The organism is Agrobacterium sp. CCNWLW32, from assembly GCF_037083425.1.
GTDB classification, from domain to species: Bacteria; Pseudomonadota; Alphaproteobacteria; order Rhizobiales; family Rhizobiaceae; genus Agrobacterium; species Agrobacterium radiobacter.
The window spans coordinates 626,922-644,998 of the sequence record NZ_JBAOJM010000003.1; the positions used below are offsets into that span (position 1 = coordinate 626,922).

At 59.4% G+C, this 18,077-nt stretch carries 17 protein-coding genes; 11 read left to right on the forward strand and 6 right to left on the reverse strand.

Going from position 1 to position 18,077, the window contains the following annotated elements:
• Positions 1-107 precede the first annotated feature (107 nt).
• Positions 108-533: a 50S ribosomal protein L17 gene (gene rplQ / locus V6R85_RS10385; RefSeq protein ID WP_003495230.1), complete on the forward strand. Its 426-nt coding sequence runs from the start codon at positions 108-110 to the stop codon at positions 531-533.
• Positions 534-736: 203 nt separating this feature from the next.
• Here rplQ and V6R85_RS10390 read toward each other — a convergent pair whose 3' ends face one another.
• Positions 737-1,609, reverse strand: a complete 873-nt coding sequence (locus V6R85_RS10390) for a DUF817 domain-containing protein (RefSeq protein ID WP_111835043.1) — start codon at positions 1,607-1,609, stop codon at positions 737-739.
• Positions 1,610-1,664: 55 nt separating this feature from the next.
• Here V6R85_RS10390 and V6R85_RS10395 point away from each other — a divergent pair, with 55 nt between their 5' ends.
• On the forward strand, positions 1,665-2,093 hold the full coding sequence (locus tag V6R85_RS10395) for a ribosomal maturation YjgA family protein (RefSeq protein WP_112958746.1): 429 nt from the start codon (positions 1,665-1,667) through the stop codon (positions 2,091-2,093).
• Here V6R85_RS10395 and msrQ read toward each other — a convergent pair.
• Together msrQ and msrP are read right to left on the reverse strand one after the other, a co-directional pair.
• A complete protein-coding gene (msrQ, locus tag V6R85_RS10400) occupies positions 2,047-2,694 on the reverse strand; it encodes a protein-methionine-sulfoxide reductase heme-binding subunit MsrQ (RefSeq protein ID WP_111835045.1) in 648 nt (215 codons plus the stop codon). The two genes, V6R85_RS10395 and msrQ, sit on opposite strands and share 47 nt — an antisense overlap.
• Before the next feature lie 2 nt (positions 2,695-2,696).
• Positions 2,697-3,638 carry a protein-methionine-sulfoxide reductase catalytic subunit MsrP gene (msrP, locus tag V6R85_RS10405; protein WP_111835046.1) on the reverse strand — a complete coding sequence of 314 codons (942 nt, stop codon included), beginning with the start codon at positions 3,636-3,638 and terminating at the stop codon, positions 2,697-2,699.
• A 312-nt stretch (positions 3,639-3,950) separates the two neighbouring features.
• Between msrP and ilvD the strand changes: the two genes are divergently transcribed.
• The gene (gene ilvD / locus V6R85_RS10410; RefSeq protein ID WP_003507800.1) at positions 3,951-5,786 is read left to right on the forward strand and encodes a dihydroxy-acid dehydratase; all 1,836 of its coding nucleotides are present in this window, start codon (positions 3,951-3,953) and stop codon (positions 5,784-5,786) included.
• 61 nt (positions 5,787-5,847) lie between these two features.
• Here ilvD and V6R85_RS10415 read toward each other — a convergent pair whose 3' ends face one another.
• A complete protein-coding gene (locus tag V6R85_RS10415) occupies positions 5,848-6,330 on the reverse strand; it encodes a GNAT family N-acetyltransferase (RefSeq protein WP_111835047.1) in 483 nt (160 codons plus the stop codon).
• Between the two features lie 229 nt (positions 6,331-6,559).
• Between V6R85_RS10415 and V6R85_RS10420 the strand changes: the two genes are divergently transcribed.
• Entirely contained in the window at positions 6,560-7,561 is a 1,002-nt protein-coding gene (locus V6R85_RS10420) for a serine hydrolase domain-containing protein (protein WP_112958745.1), read from the forward strand.
• A gap of 16 nt (positions 7,562-7,577) precedes the next feature.
• Here the strand turns inward: V6R85_RS10420 and V6R85_RS10425 are convergent, their stop codons facing one another.
• A complete protein-coding gene (locus tag V6R85_RS10425) occupies positions 7,578-7,928 on the reverse strand; it encodes a lysozyme inhibitor LprI family protein (RefSeq protein WP_003507804.1) in 351 nt (116 codons plus the stop codon).
• 186 nt (positions 7,929-8,114) lie between these two features.
• Between V6R85_RS10425 and V6R85_RS10430 the strand changes: the two genes are divergently transcribed.
• Together V6R85_RS10430 and V6R85_RS10435 are read left to right on the forward strand one after the other, a co-directional pair.
• Positions 8,115-9,521: a DegQ family serine endoprotease gene (locus tag V6R85_RS10430; protein WP_111781124.1), complete on the forward strand. Its 1,407-nt coding sequence runs from the start codon at positions 8,115-8,117 to the stop codon at positions 9,519-9,521.
• On the forward strand, positions 9,518-10,834 hold the full coding sequence (locus tag V6R85_RS10435; protein WP_111794214.1) for a replication-associated recombination protein A: 1,317 nt from the start codon (positions 9,518-9,520) through the stop codon (positions 10,832-10,834). Before V6R85_RS10430 ends, V6R85_RS10435 begins: the two co-directional genes overlap by 4 nt.
• Before the next feature lie 113 nt (positions 10,835-10,947).
• Here the strand turns inward: V6R85_RS10435 and V6R85_RS10440 are convergent, their stop codons facing one another.
• Positions 10,948-11,262, reverse strand: coding sequence for a DUF1883 domain-containing protein (locus tag V6R85_RS10440; protein ID WP_060723301.1), 315 nt, complete (start codon positions 11,260-11,262; stop codon positions 10,948-10,950).
• Positions 11,263-11,504: 242 nt separating this feature from the next.
• On the opposite strand from V6R85_RS10440, the gene V6R85_RS10445 reads away from it, so the two are divergent.
• The 5 genes from V6R85_RS10445 (at position 11,505) to V6R85_RS10465 (ending at position 17,935) form a co-directional block, all read left to right on the forward strand.
• A complete protein-coding gene (locus V6R85_RS10445; protein WP_035213153.1) occupies positions 11,505-13,319 on the forward strand; it encodes a methyl-accepting chemotaxis protein in 1,815 nt (604 codons plus the stop codon).
• A 325-nt stretch (positions 13,320-13,644) separates the two neighbouring features.
• A complete protein-coding gene (locus V6R85_RS10450; RefSeq protein ID WP_003507821.1) occupies positions 13,645-14,928 on the forward strand; it encodes an extensin-like domain-containing protein in 1,284 nt (427 codons plus the stop codon).
• Positions 14,929-15,323: 395 nt separating this feature from the next.
• Entirely contained in the window at positions 15,324-16,145 is an 822-nt protein-coding gene (locus V6R85_RS10455) for a sulfite exporter TauE/SafE family protein (protein WP_003507823.1), read from the forward strand.
• A gap of 105 nt (positions 16,146-16,250) precedes the next feature.
• Positions 16,251-17,177 (forward strand): ABC transporter ATP-binding protein, encoded by a 927-nt coding sequence (locus V6R85_RS10460; RefSeq protein ID WP_003507825.1) that lies wholly within the window; start codon positions 16,251-16,253, stop codon positions 17,175-17,177.
• A complete protein-coding gene (locus V6R85_RS10465) occupies positions 17,174-17,935 on the forward strand; it encodes an ABC transporter permease (RefSeq protein ID WP_003507827.1) in 762 nt (253 codons plus the stop codon). Before V6R85_RS10460 ends, V6R85_RS10465 begins: the two co-directional genes overlap by 4 nt.
• The last annotated feature ends 142 nt before the right edge of the window (positions 17,936-18,077 follow it).

Genomic DNA, 18,077 nt, shown 5'->3' on the forward strand with positions numbered 1-18,077 from the left:
CAGACCCTTTAAAGACTGCCTTTCCCCGTCAAACAGCAGGTAAGTCACCTGCATGTGCCAGGAAACGGCAGGTCCGGATAGGAAGCCTGCACTAAAGGAGAATAGCAATGCGCCACGGAAATTCAGGCCGCAAGCTCAATAGAACCGCCAGCCACCGCAAGGCAATGTTTGCCAACATGGCTGCTTCGCTCATCACCCATGAGCAGATCGTAACCACCCTTCCGAAGGCGAAGGAAATCCGTCCGATCGTCGAGCGTCTCGTGACCCTCGGCAAGCGCGGCGACCTGCACGCTCGTCGTCAGGCGATCTCGCAGATCAAGGATCAGGACGCCGTTCGCAAGCTGTTCGACGCGATCGCTTCGCGTTACGCAACCCGCAACGGCGGCTACCTGCGTATCATGAAGGCCGGCTTCCGCCAGGGCGACAACGCGGCTCTCGCCGTTGTTGAATTCGTCGAGCGCGATGTTGATGCCAAGGGCGCAGCCGACAAGGCTCGCGTTGCCGCAGAAGCTGCTGCTGCCGAAGCCGCATAAGTTCTGACGCCTTCAGGCGTCGTGAATTAAAAAGCCGGGTGAGAGATCACCCGGCTTTTTTGCGTTCGTCTATTGGGAGTAGGAGCAGTTGGGACTTCCGCCATCGCAAAGGTTTGATGGGGGAGGGAGCGCCTCAGTTCCGAAGGTATAGTTCAGGGCTGCGAACCATCCGCTCAAACGTAACCCTGAAGGAAAGTATAGTCTCACTCCGGAACGTGGATGCGGCCCTTGATGTGCTTGAGGTGCGCGACAATTGTAAAGGTCATGATGACCAGCAGCGACCATGAACTCCACTTTCCGATGTGGACGACGGACCAGGCGCCGATTTGATCGGGGTATTTCCAGATGCCGAAGAAGGTGGAGATGTTTTCCGCCAGCCAGACGAAAAAGCCGATCAGGACGAAGGAGAGAAGCAGAGGCATCTTGCGGTCGCGATCATAGGGGCGGTAAACGACGGTGGCGCGGGAATAGAGGCCGATGGTGCAGGCGGCGATGTACCAGCGGTAATCGCCGATGAAGTGATGGGTGAAGAAGTTGGCGTAGATGGCGATACCGATCAGGGTCGCCATCCAGTAGGCGGGATAGTGGCGAATGCGCACATCCAGCAGCCGCCACGCCTGAATGATGTAGCTGCCGACGGCGGCATACATGAAACCGGAAAAGAGCGGTACGCCTAGCACTTTGGTGTAGGCGAAATCCGGATAAGACCATGACTGGATGGCGCTCGACGTCTTGAACACTTCCAGTGCGAAGCCGACGATATGGAACAGCAGGATGGCCTTGGCCTCGTCAAGCGTTTCGAGCCTGCTCCAGATCATGAAGAACTGGATGCCGAGCGCAATGATCAGCAGCACGTCATATCGGGGAATGCCGAGCACGCCGCCATGCGGCACCACGAAGATGGAGACGAAGAACAAGCCCGCGAACATGCAGGCCCGTGCCTCCTTGATGCCGAAATACAGAAACTCTACGATAAAACGCCTGATGCCCTTGAGTTCGCCCCAGGGATAGGTATCGCAGAGCAGATTGTCCAAGACGGAGAGGCGACTTGCGGCCGGGCTTGTTGTTGTGCTCATTTCCGTCCCCGATCTCAGTTCGTTACCTTTCATACGAAAACCCGAAGGAAGCCGTATGGGCCTGCCGCGCGTATCCCCATCTTATTTAGCCCGCATCCGGTTTCTGGCGGCGGCGATGGCGGTGATCGTCTGCGGCCTTTGCCTGCGGACCTTCGGTTACGATGTGGGACTGCCGTTCGTGGCGGTAAAATATGGCGGATCAGTGCTCTGGGGTGCGATGGTTTATCTGTTGCTGGCGACCGTCTTTCCCTACCGTTGGCGTGGCTATGAGGTCCATGCCGCCATTATTGCGGCTATCCTCGTGGAACTCGTCCGGCTTGTTCATTTCCCGGCGCTGGATGGGTTTCGCGCAACGACCTCCGGCGCTTTGCTGCTCGGCCGTGTTTTTTCGCTGTGGAATATAGTCTGTTATATCGCGGGAATTGGGGCCGCCCCCATTATGGCCGGACGGGTCTGGCGCGTTTCGCCCTCTTCATCGCCATGATCGACGGCCGAACCAGCCGGTATCCGAGCAACACCACCATCGTGCTGATATAAAATACCGGCTCCAGCGTGATCGATTTTCGCGCCAGCACGAAATGCAGCACGCCGACGATGAGCACGAGATAGACGAGTTTGTGCAGCGTGTTCCAGCGGCTGCCAAGCTTGCGGATCGACCAGCGGTTGGAGGTGAGCGCAAGTGGAATGAGCATGGTAAGCCCTGCCATGCCGAGCATGATATAGGGCCGTTTCAGAATATCGCCGGCGATGGAGCTGATGATCAGGCCACGGTCCAGCACCAGATAGACGGTGAAATGCGCCAGCACGTAATAAAAGGCGATCAGCCCCAGAGCGCGGCGATAGGCGATGAGGTTGATATTGAACAGGTCGCGCAGCGGCGTCACCAGAAGCCCGAGACAGAGGAAACGCAGCGCCCAGATGCCGAGCAGGTGCTCGAAATCCTTGACCGGATTGAAGCCGAGACCACCGGTTGCGGCGAGGTAGAAATACCAGACGCCCGGACAGAGGCCGATCGCATAAAGCGACCAGATAGCCGCCGGCTGATAACGCTTCGGCAGCGACGGAAGCGAAAAGGCGAGGGCCATGGTCAGTAATTCGCTTTCAGGTCCATGCCGCTATAGAGGCCTGCTACCTCGTCATAACCGTTGAACATCAGGGTAGGGCGGTTCTGGGTGCCGAAAAAGCCGCCTTCGCCGATGCGCTGTTCCGTCGCCTGGCTCCAGCGCGGATGGTCCACATGCGGATTGACGTTAGAGTAGAAGCCATATTCGCGGGCGTTGGAGTTTTTCCACGTCGTTTCCGGCTGTTTCTCGGTCAATGAAATCCGGACGATGGATTTGATGCCCTTGAAACCGTATTTCCACGGAACAACGAGGCGGATGGGCGCACCATTCTGGTTCGGCAGCGTTTCGCCGTAAAGGCCGACGGCGAGGATGGTTAGCGGATGGCGTGCCTCATCGAGGCGCAGACCCTCGACATAGGGCCAGGACAAAGGCTGGAACAGACCGCTCTGGCCGGGCATTTCTTCCGGCCGCACCACGGTTTCGAAGGAGACGTATTTCGCGCTGCCAAGCGGCTCCACCTTGTCGAGCAGCGCGGCGAGAGGGAAACCGATCCATGGAATAACCATCGACCAGCCCTCGACACAGCGCATGCGATAGGTACGCTCTTCGAGCTGATATTTCATCAGCTCTTCGATGCCGAATTCCTGCGGTTTGGAGACAAGGCCATCCACCTTCACGGTCCATGGGGTGGGCTTGAACTTGCCGGAATTTTCCTTGGGGTCGGATTTTCCGACGCCGAATTCGTAAAAATTGTTGTAGCTGGTGACGGCGTCGAGCGGGGTGAGCTTTTCATCCAGCTTGTAGGCGCCGGGTTTCGCCGCAAGCGGAGCGGCAATTGCCTCTCGGCCGCCAAGCCCGATTGCCGCAAGTCCTGCCGCCGTACCGAGGAAGCCGCGTCGGGACAGGTAGATATTCTTCGGCGTGATTTCTGTAGCCGCGATCAGGGGCGGACGATAGGCGGGCATTTCAACCTCCACAAAAGTCGGGTGCATCGGCGATAAATCGATTATGATAGGCTATACGGCTGCTGCACAGATATGTTTCAGCGCGTCGTGCAAAAACAACGGCCGGGCGGCGGAAATCGCGCATTTGTGATAAGTGGTCGCGTGAATTGCTGCACCGGGAAGCAGCGTACCGTACCGAACCGTACTGTTTTGCCTGAAGGTGACAGTGACAGGGCTTGCGGTTTGCGCTAGAAAAACCGCAAAATAGGGCAGGAGCTATTTTTACCGCCTTTGCGGCAATGCGCTCTTCGCCATGAGATCGAGGAAAACACCATGCCAGCCTATCGCTCAAGAACGACAACCCACGGCCGCAACATGGCGGGCGCGCGCGGCCTGTGGCGCGCCACCGGCATGAAGGACAGCGATTTCGGCAAGCCGATCATCGCTGTCGTCAATTCCTTCACGCAGTTCGTGCCGGGCCATGTGCATCTGAAGGATCTTGGCCAGCTCGTTGCCCGCGAAATCGAAGCGGCAGGCGGCGTGGCCAAGGAATTCAACACCATCGCGGTTGATGACGGCATCGCCATGGGCCATGACGGCATGCTCTATTCGCTGCCGTCGCGCGAAATCATCGCTGACTCGGTGGAATACATGGTCAATGCCCATTGCGCCGATGCGATGGTGTGCATTTCCAACTGCGACAAGATCACGCCCGGCATGCTGAATGCGGCGATGCGCCTCAACATTCCTGCCGTCTTCGTTTCCGGCGGTCCCATGGAAGCGGGCAAGGTCGTTCTGCACGGCAAGACGGTCGCGCTTGATCTGGTCGACGCCATGGTTGCGGCAGCAGATGACAAGATTTCCGACGAGGACGTGAAGGTCATCGAGCGTTCGGCCTGCCCGACCTGCGGTTCCTGCTCCGGCATGTTCACCGCCAATTCGATGAACTGTCTGACCGAAGCTCTGGGTCTGTCATTGCCCGGCAACGGTTCGACGCTCGCCACCCATTCGGATCGCCGGCGGCTGTTTGTCGAAGCCGGTCACCTGATCGTTGATCTGGCGCGCCGTTATTACGAGCAGGACGACGAGACCGTTCTGCCGCGCACGATTGCCAACAAGGCGGCGTTCGAAAACGCCATGTCGCTGGATATCGCCATGGGCGGCTCCACCAATACGGTTCTGCATATTCTCGCAGCAGCCCATGAGGGCGGTGTCGATTTCGGCATGGAAGACATCGATCGTCTTTCCCGCAAGGTTCCCTGCCTTTCCAAGGTGGCGCCTGCCAAGCAGGACGTGCACATGGAAGACGTTCACCGTGCGGGTGGCATCATGCGTATTCTCGGTGAGCTGGAACGCGGCGGCCTCATCAACCGCGATACCTATACGGTGCACGAAGCGACGCTTGGCGATGCCATCGACCGCTGGGACATCACCCGCACCAACAGCGAGACGGTGCGTGAATTCTTCAAGGCTGCCCCCGGCGGCGTGCCGACACAGGTGGCTTTCAGCCAGTCCTCGCGTTGGGACGATCTGGATACAGATAGCGACAACGGCGTCATCCGCTCGGTCGAAAAGCCCTTCTCCAAGGATGGTGGTCTGGCCGTGCTTTACGGCAACATCGCGCTCGACGGCTGCATCGTGAAAACTGCGGGTGTTGACGAATCCATCCTGAAATTCACCGGCCCGGCGGTCGTTTACGAAAGCCAGGACGCAGCGGTGAAGGGCATTCTCGGCAACGAGGTCAAGGCGGGCGACGTCGTCGTCATCCGTTATGAAGGACCGAAGGGCGGCCCGGGCATGCAGGAAATGCTCTATCCGACCAGCTACCTGAAATCCAAGGGCCTCGGCAAAGCCTGCGCGCTCATCACCGACGGTCGTTTTTCGGGCGGTACTTCTGGCCTTTCCATCGGCCATGCCTCGCCGGAAGCGGCGCAGGGCGGCGCAATCGGCCTCGTGCGTCAGGGTGACCTGATCGAGATCGATATTCCGAACCGCACCATCAATCTCAGGGTAGCGGATTCGGAACTGGCTTCGCGCCGCGCCGAACAGGAAGAGCTGGGCTGGAAGCCGGAAGCACCGCGCAAGCGCAATGTCACGACGGCGCTGAAGGCCTATGCGGCCTTTGCGTCCAGCGCGGACAAGGGCGCGGTGCGGATTCTGCCGGAGTAATTTCCGCATTTGTGGTATGCTTTAAAGCCGCCGTTGATTAACGGCGGCTTTTTTGTGCCGATCACTCTTTATCGAGCCGATAAGGTCGAAGCGGCACAACTTTTCTCCGTTGCCTGCAAAGGGCAGTTGCACGGCCGGTCGCAACAAAACCCAGCTTGTCCATCAGACGGTGCGACGCCCTGTTGTCAAATAGGGGATTGGCATGCAGGGTCTTGATGCCCATGTGCTGAAAGGCATAATCGATGACGAGGCGTCCGGCTTCTTCTCCGTAGCCCTTTCCCCAAACACGGCGATCAAGCCAAAGACCGAATTCGCCTGAAAGGCCGATGAGACCGACCAGCCTGCCGTCATCCACCGCCCATACCGGGAGCCGGCGTTCAGCAATGCGCCTGATCAGACGCCGTGCATCATCGGGTTCGAAAGGGTAGGTCGTGCGCAGCAGATTGCGCAATATGAGCAGGTCGTTCGTCAGCCGGGCGAGCGGCGGCGAGTCCGTCATCTTAAAAGGTCGGAGGACAAGGCGTGATGATTTCAATTGCGGCATCGTTTCCCGTCTTTTGCATTTGTGGCAGGGCGATAGTCCTCAAGATCAGAAACTGATTCAAGCGCTTCGCATCTCGATTCCGGAATGCATGGCAACGCCTTGTTTTCATGAAGGTTCCGGTGGACTATCAAATTGCGGTATGGGAATGCGGTACTTGAAATATGGTCACATTGGAGTGATTGGCGGAGTTACCTCTTTTCATCGCCGTATGGCTTACTAGCTCAGTGACATGAAAAGACGAACCGCACTCGCCCTCATTGCGTCCCTGCCTTTTGCTGAACTTGCCCGCGCGCAAAGCTCCAGCAATGGCATCCGTTTCGATCCGTTGCTGAGGGAGGCGGACGCGCTTTCCAGCCTCAGGACGGTTCTAGTCAGCATTGACGGCGAGGAGGTCGCAAGCCGCGCCTATCATGGGGCCAGCGTGAATGGCTCCACCAATATCAAGTCGGCCTCGAAATCGATCATTTCGGCGCTGGTCGGCATGGCGATTGATCGCAAGATCATTGAGAGTGCAGACCAGCCGATTGCGACAGTTCTGCGCGGCGATTTTCCGCCAAGTCCCGATCCCCGGCTGGAACGGATCACCATCGGCAACCTCTTGTCCATGCAGTCAGGTCTGGAGCGCATGTCCGGGCCGAATTACGGCCGCTGGGTCGCCAGCCGCAACTGGGTTCGGATGGCGCTGGGTTCCGGTTTTGTCGGAGAACCGGGCGGCGGCATGCTCTATTCCACGGGTTCCACGCATCTGCTCTCGGCGATATTGACCAGGGCCTCCGGCCGCTCGACGCTTGCTCTGGCGCGTGACTGGTTTCGTCCGCTCAAGGGATTTGCGATCGGCGGCTGGGAGCGTGATCCGCAGGGTGTCTATCTCGGCGGCAACCAGATGGCGATGACGGCGCGATCGTTGCTGGCCTTCGGCGAGCTTTACCGGCGTGGCGGGACGACACCGGAGGGCGAGCGACTGATTTCGCAAGGCTGGATCGACCAGTCCTGGCAGCAGCGCACAAATTCGGTCTTCAACGGCGACGGATATGGTTATTGCTGGTTCATCAAGGAAATGGCGGGCGAAACGGTCTATTACGCCTGGGGTTATGGCGGGCAGATGCTCTATATCGTTCCCACGAGGCGGCTATCCGTCGTGATGACCTCTCGTGAGGATGCACCTTCCGCCAGAACCGGTTATCGCGATCAGTTGCATGGCCTCATGGAAGTCATCATCCGTGCGGTGTAAGGGCAGGTGATAATGGTCAGAGCGGCCTGTTGATGCTCTGGAACGCCTCTCCGAGACGTTTCATGCGCTCCTCATAGGCGGCTGTCAGGCAGGCAACGTCGGCTGAACACTCCTGACGTTTCTTCAGCCATTTGCTCTGTTCGTCGCGCAGCGTGTCGCGTGCACCCATGGCCATCAGCTGGGTGAGGATGTCGAAGGTGGTGGCCATCTTCACATCCTGATCGTTGAGGGCACGGTTGTCGCAGATCGCCTTTTCATCTGCGGCCAGATCGGTCTTTGCGCAGTCGAAGCTTGCAGCAGCGGCCGGCGAAACGAGGGAGGAGGCGAGGAGCAGGCCGCAGGCGAGGAGGGGCTTTTTCAAATCCATGACGTGTCTCTTTGAGAAATGCTGTTGCGGATGAAACCGGAAAGGCGGCTCGCTGGTTCCATTTCGCTGTTGCCATGATTTGGGAAAAGGCGCGACTTGGGAAAAGGATAGCCATCATCTTGCCGCTCTTTGCTTTACAGGCTTTGGCGTTATAACTCCATCATATTGATGACGATGAGGAATCACATGCGAAGCGTGTTGAAGTATCTGTCCACCGGCTTTCTCGCCGCGCTCATTCTCCTGCCCGTGGGCGCTGGCGCACAGGACAACAGGACCGTGCCCTCAAGCCACACGGAAATGCAGCTTTCCTTTGCGCCGCTGGTCAAGCGCACCGCAGGCGCTGTCGTGAATGTCTATGCCGAGCGCGTCGTGCAGCGGCGTCTGTCGCCCTTTGCCGGCGATCCTTTCTTCGAGCAGTTCTTCGGCCAGCAGATGCCGAACCGCACGGAAAAACAGTCGTCGCTTGGCTCCGGCGTGATTGTGACCGCCGGCGGCCTCGTGGTGACCAACAATCACGTCATCGACGGTGCTGATGACATCAAGGTGGCGCTGGCGGATGGGCGTGAGTTCTCCTCCAAGGTGCTGCTGAAAGATGACCGGGTCGATCTCGCCGTTCTGCAGATCGATGCGAAAGAGCAGTTCCCGGTGCTGTCGCTTGGCAATTCCGATGCGATTGAAGTTGGTGATCTGGTGCTTGCCATCGGCAACCCCTTCGGTGTCGGCCAGACGGTGACGAGCGGCATTGTCTCGGGTCTCGCCCGCAATCAGGTGACGCAGGGTGATTTCGGCTTCTTCATCCAGACCGACGCCTCCATCAACCCCGGCAATTCCGGCGGCGCGCTGATGAACATGGCGGGTGAACTGATCGGCATCAATACGGCGATCTTCTCCAAGGGCGGCGGATCGAACGGTATCGGTTTCGCCATCCCCGCCAATCTCGTCCGGGTTTTCGTCGCTGCTGCTGAACGCGGTGACGCGAGCTTCGAGCGTCCCTATATCGGCGCCACCTTCGATCCCGTGACATCAGACGTTGCTGAAGCGCTTGGCCTGCACCGGGCCCGCGGCGCGCTTGTCGTCAGCGTCGTCAAGGGTGGACCGGCCGAAAAGGCGGGCATCGAGCCCGGCGAGGTCGTTACCGCCGTCAATGGCTTCGAGGTGGAGCATCCGGATGCGCTGGGATATCGCGTGACCACCGCCGGTATCGGCAAATCCGCCGAACTAACGGTGGTGGAAAAGGGCAAAGAGAAGAAAGTTACGATTGCGCTCGACACCGCGCCGGAAACCGCGCCGCGTGATGAGCGCCTGATCGAGGGCCGCAATCCCTTTGCCGGCGCGACAGTCGCCAATCTCTCGCCGAAGCTTGCCGATGAATTGCGGATGCCGTCACAGGTGACGGGTGTTGTGATCACCGATGTGAAGCGCGGTTCGCCGGCCTATCGTGTCGGTTTCCAGCCGAAGGATGTGATCCTGTCGCTGAACGGCGCAGATGTCGCCTCCACCGCTGCGGTCGAAAAGGCGCTGGACGATAATCCCGGCTTCTGGCGCGTGGAAATCCTGCGTGACGGGCAACGCATCCGGCAGTTCCTGCGATGAGCGACGATCTCTTCGCCCCGCAAGTGCCCGTGGAGGTCGCCAACCGGCGGCCTCTTGCCGATCGCCTGCGTCCGAAGACGCTGGCGGAGGTGAGCGGGCAGCCGCATCTGACGGGCGAGGAGGGCGTTCTGCGCCGCATGATCGATAGCGGGTCGTTGGGATCGATGATCTTCTGGGGCCCGCCCGGCACCGGCAAGACCACCGTTGCGCGGCTGCTTTCCGGCGAGGCGGGGTTGGCCTTTGAGCAGATTTCGGCGATCTTTTCCGGTGTCGCCGATCTCAAGAAGGTTTTCGAGGCAGCGCGCACACGTCGGATGAATGGCCGGCAGACGCTGCTTTTCGTTGACGAAATCCATCGTTTCAACCGCGCCCAACAGGACAGTTTCCTGCCGGTGATGGAAGACGGCACCATCATTCTGGTGGGCGCCACCACCGAAAACCCGTCCTTTGAGCTGAATGCCGCTCTGTTGTCGCGGGCGCGCGTGCTGACGTTCGGCTCGCATGACGAGGAGAGCCTGAGCGAATTATTGAAACGCGCCGAGGAGGCGGAGGGTAAGCCCCTGCCGCTCACCGAGGAGGCGCGCGCAAGCCTCATCCGCATGGCCGACGGCGATGGCCGCGCCGTGCTGACGCTTGCCGAAGAGGTCTGGCGTGCGGCGCGCAAGGATGAGACCTTCGATACCGAGGGGCTGACGCGCATCGTGCAGCGCCGCGCCCCGGTTTACGACAAGAGCCAGGACGGCCACTATAATCTCATTTCCGCACTGCATAAGTCCGTGCGCGGTTCGGACCCGGATGCGGCGCTTTATTATCTCGCCCGCATGTTCGATGCCGGCGAAGACCCGCTCTATCTCGGGCGGCGGCTGGTGCGCATGGCGGTTGAGGATATCGGCCTTGCCGATCCGCAGGCGCTCGTCGTCTGCAATGCCGCCAAGGACGCCTATGATTATCTCGGCTCACCGGAAGGCGAGCTCGCATTGGCTCAGGCCTGCGTCTATCTCGCCACCGCGCCGAAATCGAACGCCGTTTATACCGCCTTCAAGTCGGCGATGCGGGCGGCCAAGGAAAACGGCTCGCTGGTGCCGCCGAAACATATTCTGAACGCGCCGACCAAGCTCATGAAGGGCGAAGGTTACGGCGATGGCTATCGCTACGACCATGACGAGCCGGATGCCTTTTCCGGGCAGGATTATTTCCCGGAGAAAATGGGGCGCACGACCTTTTACGATCCGCCGGACCGGGGTTTCGAGCGGGAAATCCGCAAGCGTCTGGACTGGTGGGCGAAGCTGCGCCGCGAGCGGGGATCGCGTTAGGTTTTTTGTGCGGTTTGAGCCGAAACCGTATTGCGGTCGATCTTAAGAAAAAGATTCAGGCCGTTGGCAAAAAGAGTCGCAAAACCGCGGCAACTCACTGTTTTTAAAGAAGATCAGGATGCCTTGCGATGTGGTGCTGCCTGCGGCTGCGCGGGCAGCATCTTGACCGAGGATTCTGCGAGGCCGCTATGGCCTTCGGCGTCGATGACCAGATGCCAGTGTAACGTCTCTGGAATGGCGAGGCGGATCGGCGATTTTTTCGCGACGCCGCCGAGATATTTGAAGTCGAGCAATTCGGTAAAACGCTGGAAATTCGCCCCCGTCATCAGCCGGACATTGTTGACGGCCGACAGGGATACTTCAATGACCGTGCCGGCCCGAAGTTCCTTCAGGTCATAATGCGTATAGCGAAAATTGGGCCGTGCCATCGCGCGCCTCCCTGCAGTGTAATTTCGGTCAAGGAGGATAGGGGCGGCAGGGTTAACGCTGTCTTTAAATGCCGCCGGCCGGTTTGAAAATTCACGCTTTTTGTACCGGTTTGGAATGGCGGTGCGAATTAATGTGAGCATATAAGAATAATACCAACGTATAATATGTGTATTTAATAATAATAAATTTTTTGCCTTTAACATCGGCTGGTCGAAGTGCATCAGCGACGTTGAGGGGGAACATGAAAAACGTAACAATATCTATGCGCCTGTATGCGCTCGTCGCATTGTTTCTGGCAATACTGGCCGCGGCTCTCACATTCAGCCTGTTTGAAAGCTACCACGAAATGGAGCGCGAACGGAAAGCCGGGCTTGCGGCAATGAACGAAACCGCTGTTGCCATTCTCGATCAATATTACCGGCTGGAGCAGGGCGGAAGCCTGACGCGGGAGGCGGCGCAACAGCAGGCCAAGACGACCATTGCGGCAATGCGCTACGGCAATGGCAGCGGCTATTTCTGGATCAACGACATGCATCCGAAAATGGTGATGCATCCGATCAAGCCCGAGATGAACGGCACGGACCTTACCGCCAACAAGGACCCGAACGGCAAGGCGCTGTTCGTCGAGTTCGTGAACACGGTCAAGGCAGGCGGCAAGGGCTTTGTCGATTATTACTGGCCGAAGCCCGGTGCGCCGGAACCGGTCGAGAAATTCTCCCATGTCGCCGGTTTCGCCCCCTGGGGATGGATTGTCGGCACCGGTGTTTATGTTGACGATCTTGAAGCGGTGTTCTGGCGCGACGTCTATTTTAATGGCGGTCTTTGTGTCGTGGCCGGCCTTCTGGTTGTCGGCGTGGCCGCAGCCGTCGTGCGCAGCGTTACCCGGCCGATCGATCTCATCCGCCAGAGCATGCGGCGCATCGCCGATGGTGACGGCGCGGCGGATATCCAGTTCGCCGACCGTCGCAATGAAATCGGCGCGATTGCCAAGACGCTGCTGGTACTGCGCGACAGCGTCAATGAGCGCAGCGCGCTGCAGGCCCGCGAGGCCGACCAGCAACGGGCGCTGGAAGAAGCGCGGCACGGCAACGAGATGGTGCTGCGCTCCGCATCCGAACGGCAGGCCCATGCCATGGAGCAACTGGGCAATGCGCTCGAAGCGCTTGCCAATGGCGATCTGACCGTTTCGCTTACCGATATCGGCGCGGACTATGAAAAGCTGCGCATGGACTTCAACCGCGCGGTCGGCGCATTGCATGGTGCGATCGAGGCCATTGCCAGGACTGGCCATGTCGTCAATGACAGCGCCTCCGACATCAGCGGCGCGACCGGCAATCTTTCCCGCCGGACCGAACAGCAGGCGGCGGCGCTGGAGGAGACGGCAGCCGCTCTCGACGAAATCACCGCCACGGTGCGCACCGCTTCCGAGCGTGCCAACGAGGCCCGGCAGATGGTGCAGGACACGAAAACCAGCGCCGGCCGCTCGGGCGAGATCGTGCGTAATGCCGTCGACGCCATGGGCCGCATCGAGGACTCTTCCAAGCGCATCGGGCAGATCATCTCTGTTATCGACGAGATCGCTTTCCAGACCAATCTTCTGGCGCTGAATGCCGGTGTGGAAGCGGCGCGTGCGGGCGAGGCCGGACGTGGTTTTGCCGTGGTGGCGCAGGAAGTTCGCGAACTGGCGCAACGTTCCGCCAATGCGGCCAAGGAGATCAAGACCCTCATCAACCGTTCGGCGGAGGAGGTCGGCGGCGGCGTCGCACTCGTGCGCTCGACAGGTGATGCGCTGGAGGAGATCGTGGCGCTGGTCAACCGTGTCGATGGCCATGTCAACTCCATCGCCACGGCCGCGCGCGAACAGGCGACCGGCCTGCAGGAGATCAACACCTCCGTCAACCACATGGACCAGATGACCCAGCAGAACGCCGCCATGGTGGAAGAAACGACGGCGGCCAGCCAGACGCTCGCCGAGGAAAGCCGCCAGCTGCGCTCGCTGTTGTCGCGTTTCGAACTTGGACATGGGGTTGCGCGCGAGGTTTCGCGGGCCGCGTGATTTCAGGTGTTTTGGCTGAAAGTGGAGGGCGCGGCTTTGGCTGCGCCCTTAGATGAATGAGAAGCTTTTCCAGCACTCGACGTCATCCTCGGACTTGACCCGAGGATGACGGAGGAGAAGTTTGAGTGTCGGGTGTCGGAGGAGAGGTTTCATCGTTTCTGTCATGACCTTCGACGCGATTTCGATCGTGCCTTCTTCATTTGCAGCGTCACGCAACAACCAGGTTCGTTATTTCCCGTAACCAATAAGGTTTCGTTTACCTCATTTCTTTAAAATTTATCCTGTATTGCCGCGAATAGCGGCCGCTGAAGGTACAGGTTCTCGTATGGCGTATGTTTCCCTTCCGCGTCGTCTTGTGACGTTGCTGATGATTTCCACGGTCATGGTGTCGTGTTCGGCGGAGGGCCTCGTGCCACCGGCGGAAGTGGACGGCACCACGCGCGTCAGCGCTATCCGCTCCTCGCGGCAGCAGGGTTACAGCGCGCCGGCGGGTGCCGTGTATCAGGCGGAGCGGGTCGGGCAGGGCGGTGACTATCCCGCGGCCGTTTCTCAACCGATGCCGGAACCTTACGCCTCGCAGGATCCCCTGCTGCAATCGCCGCAGGGCGGGCAGGGTTATTCGACACTCGATTCCCAGCATCAGGCGCGCATGGCGGCCAGCGGCCATACCACTGTGCCGGCGCAGACCATGCAGAGCCAGACCATGCCCGCGCAGCAGATGACCGGCAACCAGATCGCTGAAGGCGAAGGCGGCGTGAACATGGACTCCATGCTGGGTGTGGAGCCGGTCCGCGGACTTGCCGAAGAACAGGATGCGGAGATTGCCGAGGGTGCTTCCGCGCAGCCGGTGGTGGATGGCATCGGCACGGATAATCCCATGGCCGTGCCTCCGGCCCGTCAGCCGCAACGGGCCAGCCAATCGCGGCTCATCCCGCCGCCGCCGCTTGGCTCCTCCTCGCGCCGCCAGCCGGTGGAGGAAGTCGCCATGCTCATGCCTGATAATCCGATGGCGGGCGGTGGGCCGCAAAGCAACCGCTCGATGCCACCAGGCGTCATGCCATCTTCCGAAGTTGCCTGCCGCTCCGAACTGCGCCGCCTCGGCGTTGCTTTCCGGGACGTTGCGCGCATTGCCGATGGTCCGACCTGCGGTATCGATTATCCGATCGAACTCAGCGGTCTCGCCAGCGGCGTCGCCATCCGCCCGGCCGTGAAGCTCAATTGCCAGGTCACGCTTGCCTTTGCCAAATGGGTGAAGTTCGAACTCGTGCCATCCTCGCGCTTCCGTTATCTCTCCGGCGTTGGTCGCATCACGCCGATGGGCGGCTATTCCTGCCGCAAGATGAATTCGCGTTCCAGCAATCCCTGGTCGGAACATGCGCGCGGTAACGCCATCGACATCGGCACCATCACGCTGAAGAACGGCAAGGAAATCGACGTGCGCAGCAAGAGCTTCTTCGCCTTCCGCGAAAAGGCGCTGCTGAAGGCGGTGAGGTCCGACAGCTGCAAATATTTCTCGACCGTTCTCGGACCGGGCAGCGATCCCAACCACTGGAACCATTTTCACTTCGACCTGCGCACGCGCAAGTCAGGTTACAGGCATTGTGACTAGGAGACGCGAAAGGCGTGATTGGGCGGGGCGATAGTCGGGCGGCGTTTTAGACGCTCGCTATAATGCGTCATGTTTGCAACTTCCGTCATTCCGGCTCAAGGCCGGAATGACGGAAGTGTGGATTCACTTTCCGGAATTCCAACTCTTCTGTCACATTCCCACAAAAAAAGACCGGCCCGAAGGCCGGTTGAAGAAGACAGCCTTATCGGGGGGATATCGGCGTCTTTGCAAGGGCATGCAATGGGAAAACGATCCCATGGAGTGGTCCATCCGGCGCGGATATGCGGCAAAAGACATCGCGCCGTACTGACCTGCGGCCAACATGGCTTGCCGCGCTCTTCTGATACGCTATGAGGGTCACATGTTTGTGACAACGGCCTTCGGGAGCTGCCTTTATGCCCCCTGTTTCAGAGCTGATGGTCTTTGCGGCGGCGCTTGCGGTAGCGGGTGTGGTCGCCGGTCTTCTGGCCGGCCTGTTCGGCATCGGCGGCGGCGCGGTGCTGGTGCCCGTCTTCTACCAGGTCTTCGGGCTTCTGGATGTGCCGGAGGCGGTGCGCATGCATCTCTCGCTCGGCACCTCGCTTGCCATCATCGTGCCCACCTCCATCCGTTCGTTTCTCACGCATCGTCAGAAAGGCGCTGTTGATATCGATCTGCTGAAGGGCTGGATCGTTGCCGTACCGCTCGGCACCATCCTCGCATCCGTGGTTGCCGCCTATGCCTCCAGCGTTGCACTGCGGCTGATCTTCGCTTTCATCGCGCTCGCGCTCGCCTTCCGGATGATCTTCAACCGGGCGAGCTGGCATCTCGGTTCCGACCTGCCGCAAAACCCGGGCCGCTTTCTTGTTGGCACCGGCATCGGGCTCTTTTCCGGCCTGATGGGCGTGGGCGGCGGGGTGATGAACAACACCTTCATGACGCTCTATGGACGCACGATCCATCAGGCGGTCGCCACCTCTTCCGGTGTCGGCGTGCTGATTTCGCTGCCGGGTCTTCTGGGCTACATCTGGGCCGGCTGGGGGCATTCGGGCTTGCCGCCGTTTTCCACCGGCTTCATCAACTGGATCGCCGTGGTGCTGCTGATCCCCATCACGCTTGTCGTTGCGCCCTATGGCGCTCGGCTCGCCCATGCGCTCAGCAAGAAGCAGCTGGAGCGGGCCTTTGGGGTGTTTCTGGTCTTCGTCGCAGCGCAGTTTTTCTATAGCGTCTACGGCTGATTTTCCGTCTCTGCCGAACGCAGTGTTCGGTCCGCTGGGGTGGCATTTGCAACCTCTGCGGTCTATATGGCGTTCATCTTACTCGGTTTTTCGAAAGAATTCGCCATGAATGCCATTGTTTCGATACGGAATCTGACAAAATCCTACGCAAACGGCTTTCAGGCGCTCAAAGGTGTCAGCCTCGATATCAGGGAGGGTGAAATCCTTGCCCTTCTCGGCCCGAACGGCGCCGGCAAGACGACGCTGATCTCGATTGTCTGCGGCCTCGTCAATCCGGGTGAAGGTTCGGTGCTTGTCGGCGGGCATGATGTGGTGAAGGATTTTCGCCAGACCCGCGCCCTGATCGGCCTCGTGCCGCAGGAACTGACGACCGACCAGTTCGAGACGGTGTGGAACACCGTCAGCTTCTCGCGCGGCCTGCACGGGCAGAAGAAGAACCCGGAACTGATCGAGCGCATCCTGAAATCCCTGTCGCTCTGGAACAAGAAGGACAACATGCTGCGCGAGCTTTCCGGCGGCATGAAGCGCCGTGTGCTGATCGCTAAGGCGCTGGCGCATGAGCCGAAGGTTCTGTTCCTCGACGAGCCAACCGCCGGCGTTGATGTGGCGCTCCGCCGCGACATGTGGAACGTCGTGTCCGAGCTGCGGGCCAAGGGTGTCACCATCATCCTCACCACGCATTACATCGAGGAGGCGGAAGAAATCGCCGACCGGGTGGGCGTCATCAATGGCGGCGAATTGCTGCTGGTGGAAGAAAAGACGGCGCTGATGAAGAAACTCGGCCGCAAGCAGCTTTTCCTAGAACTCGCCCAGCCGGTGGAGCAATTGCCCGAAAGCCTCGCGCCCTTCGGTCTGACGCTTTCTGAAGACGGTTGCACCGTCACCTATGAAATCGAGGATAATGGCGAGCAGGGCCGTATTGCCGATGTTCTGAGCGCCCTTTCCGCCGCCAACATCCATTTCAAGGATATTTCAACGCGGCAGAGCTCGCTTGAGGATATCTTCGTTTCGCTGGTGGGAGGCCAGAAATGAATTTCGAAGCCATCAAGGCCATCTATCTGTTCGAAATGGCACGCACGCGGCGCACCCTGCTGCAGAGCGTGGTCTCGCCAGTCATCTCCACCTCGCTTTATTTCATCGTCTTCGGAACCGCGATCGGCTCGCGGATTCAGGAGGTTGGCGGGGTTTCCTACGGCGCGTTCATAACGCCCGGCCTCATCATGCTGACGCTGCTGACGCAATGTATCGGCAACGGCTCCTTCGGCATTTATTTTCCGAAATTCACCGGCACGGTCTATGAGATATTGTCCGCGCCCGTATCGATGACGGAAATTGTCGCCGGCTATGTCGGGGCGGCGGCGACCAAGGGCCTGATGATCGGGACGATCATCCTGATAACAGCCACCTTCTTCGTGGATATCACCATCGCTCATCCGTTCATGATGGTGCTGTTCTTCGTGCTGACGGCTGTCAGTTTCAGCCTGTTCGGCTTCATTATCGGCATATGGGCGACGAATTTCGAGCAGCTGAACCTCATCCCCATGCTGGTGGTGCCGCCTTTGACCTTCCTTGGCGGCAGCTTCTATTCCATCGACATGCTGCCGCCCTTCTGGCAGACGGTCAGCCACTTCAATCCGGTGCTTTATCTCATCAGCGGTTTCCGCTGGAGCTTCTATGAGATCGCCGACGTCAATCCGATCATCAGTCTGGCGATGATCACGCTGTTTCTGGCGCTCTGCCTCGGTGTTGTCAGCTGGATGTTCAAGACGGGGTATCGGTTGCGAAACTGATCGGAAAAGCTTTTTTTAAAATTTAACGCCCGGTTTGCACCGGGCGTTTTCGTATTCACAACAAGGAAGCGCAGATCAGGCGACCTGCTTCTGCACCACGTCCTCGACAACCTCGCCCTTGAGGTAAGAAACGAGATCCTTG

Coding starts and splice junctions, on each gene's coding strand:
- V6R85_RS10460 (WP_003507825.1), top strand. CDS start 16,251: ATGAATGCCATTGTTTCGATACGGAATCTGACAAAATCCTACGCAAAC.
- msrP (WP_111835046.1), bottom strand. CDS start 3,638: ATGCCCGCCTATCGTCCGCCCCTGATCGCGGCTACAGAAATCACGCCG.
- msrQ (WP_111835045.1), bottom strand. CDS start 2,694: ATGGCCCTCGCCTTTTCGCTTCCGTCGCTGCCGAAGCGTTATCAGCCG.
- V6R85_RS10415 (WP_111835047.1), bottom strand. CDS start 6,330: ATGCCGCAATTGAAATCATCACGCCTTGTCCTCCGACCTTTTAAGATG.
- V6R85_RS10440 (WP_060723301.1), bottom strand. CDS start 11,262: ATGGCACGGCCCAATTTTCGCTATACGCATTATGACCTGAAGGAACTT.
- V6R85_RS10465 (WP_003507827.1), top strand. CDS start 17,174: ATGAATTTCGAAGCCATCAAGGCCATCTATCTGTTCGAAATGGCACGC.
- ilvD (WP_003507800.1), top strand. CDS start 3,951: ATGCCAGCCTATCGCTCAAGAACGACAACCCACGGCCGCAACATGGCG.
- V6R85_RS10435 (WP_111794214.1), top strand. CDS start 9,518: ATGAGCGACGATCTCTTCGCCCCGCAAGTGCCCGTGGAGGTCGCCAAC.
- V6R85_RS10445 (WP_035213153.1), top strand. CDS start 11,505: ATGAAAAACGTAACAATATCTATGCGCCTGTATGCGCTCGTCGCATTG.
- rplQ (WP_003495230.1), top strand. CDS start 108: ATGCGCCACGGAAATTCAGGCCGCAAGCTCAATAGAACCGCCAGCCAC.
- V6R85_RS10395 (WP_112958746.1), top strand. CDS start 1,665: ATGGGCCTGCCGCGCGTATCCCCATCTTATTTAGCCCGCATCCGGTTT.
- V6R85_RS10425 (WP_003507804.1), bottom strand. CDS start 7,928: ATGGATTTGAAAAAGCCCCTCCTCGCCTGCGGCCTGCTCCTCGCCTCC.
- V6R85_RS10390 (WP_111835043.1), bottom strand. CDS start 1,609: ATGAGCACAACAACAAGCCCGGCCGCAAGTCGCCTCTCCGTCTTGGAC.
- V6R85_RS10430 (WP_111781124.1), top strand. CDS start 8,115: ATGCGAAGCGTGTTGAAGTATCTGTCCACCGGCTTTCTCGCCGCGCTC.
- V6R85_RS10455 (WP_003507823.1), top strand. CDS start 15,324: ATGCCCCCTGTTTCAGAGCTGATGGTCTTTGCGGCGGCGCTTGCGGTA.
- V6R85_RS10450 (WP_003507821.1), top strand. CDS start 13,645: ATGGCGTATGTTTCCCTTCCGCGTCGTCTTGTGACGTTGCTGATGATT.
- V6R85_RS10420 (WP_112958745.1), top strand. CDS start 6,560: ATGAAAAGACGAACCGCACTCGCCCTCATTGCGTCCCTGCCTTTTGCT.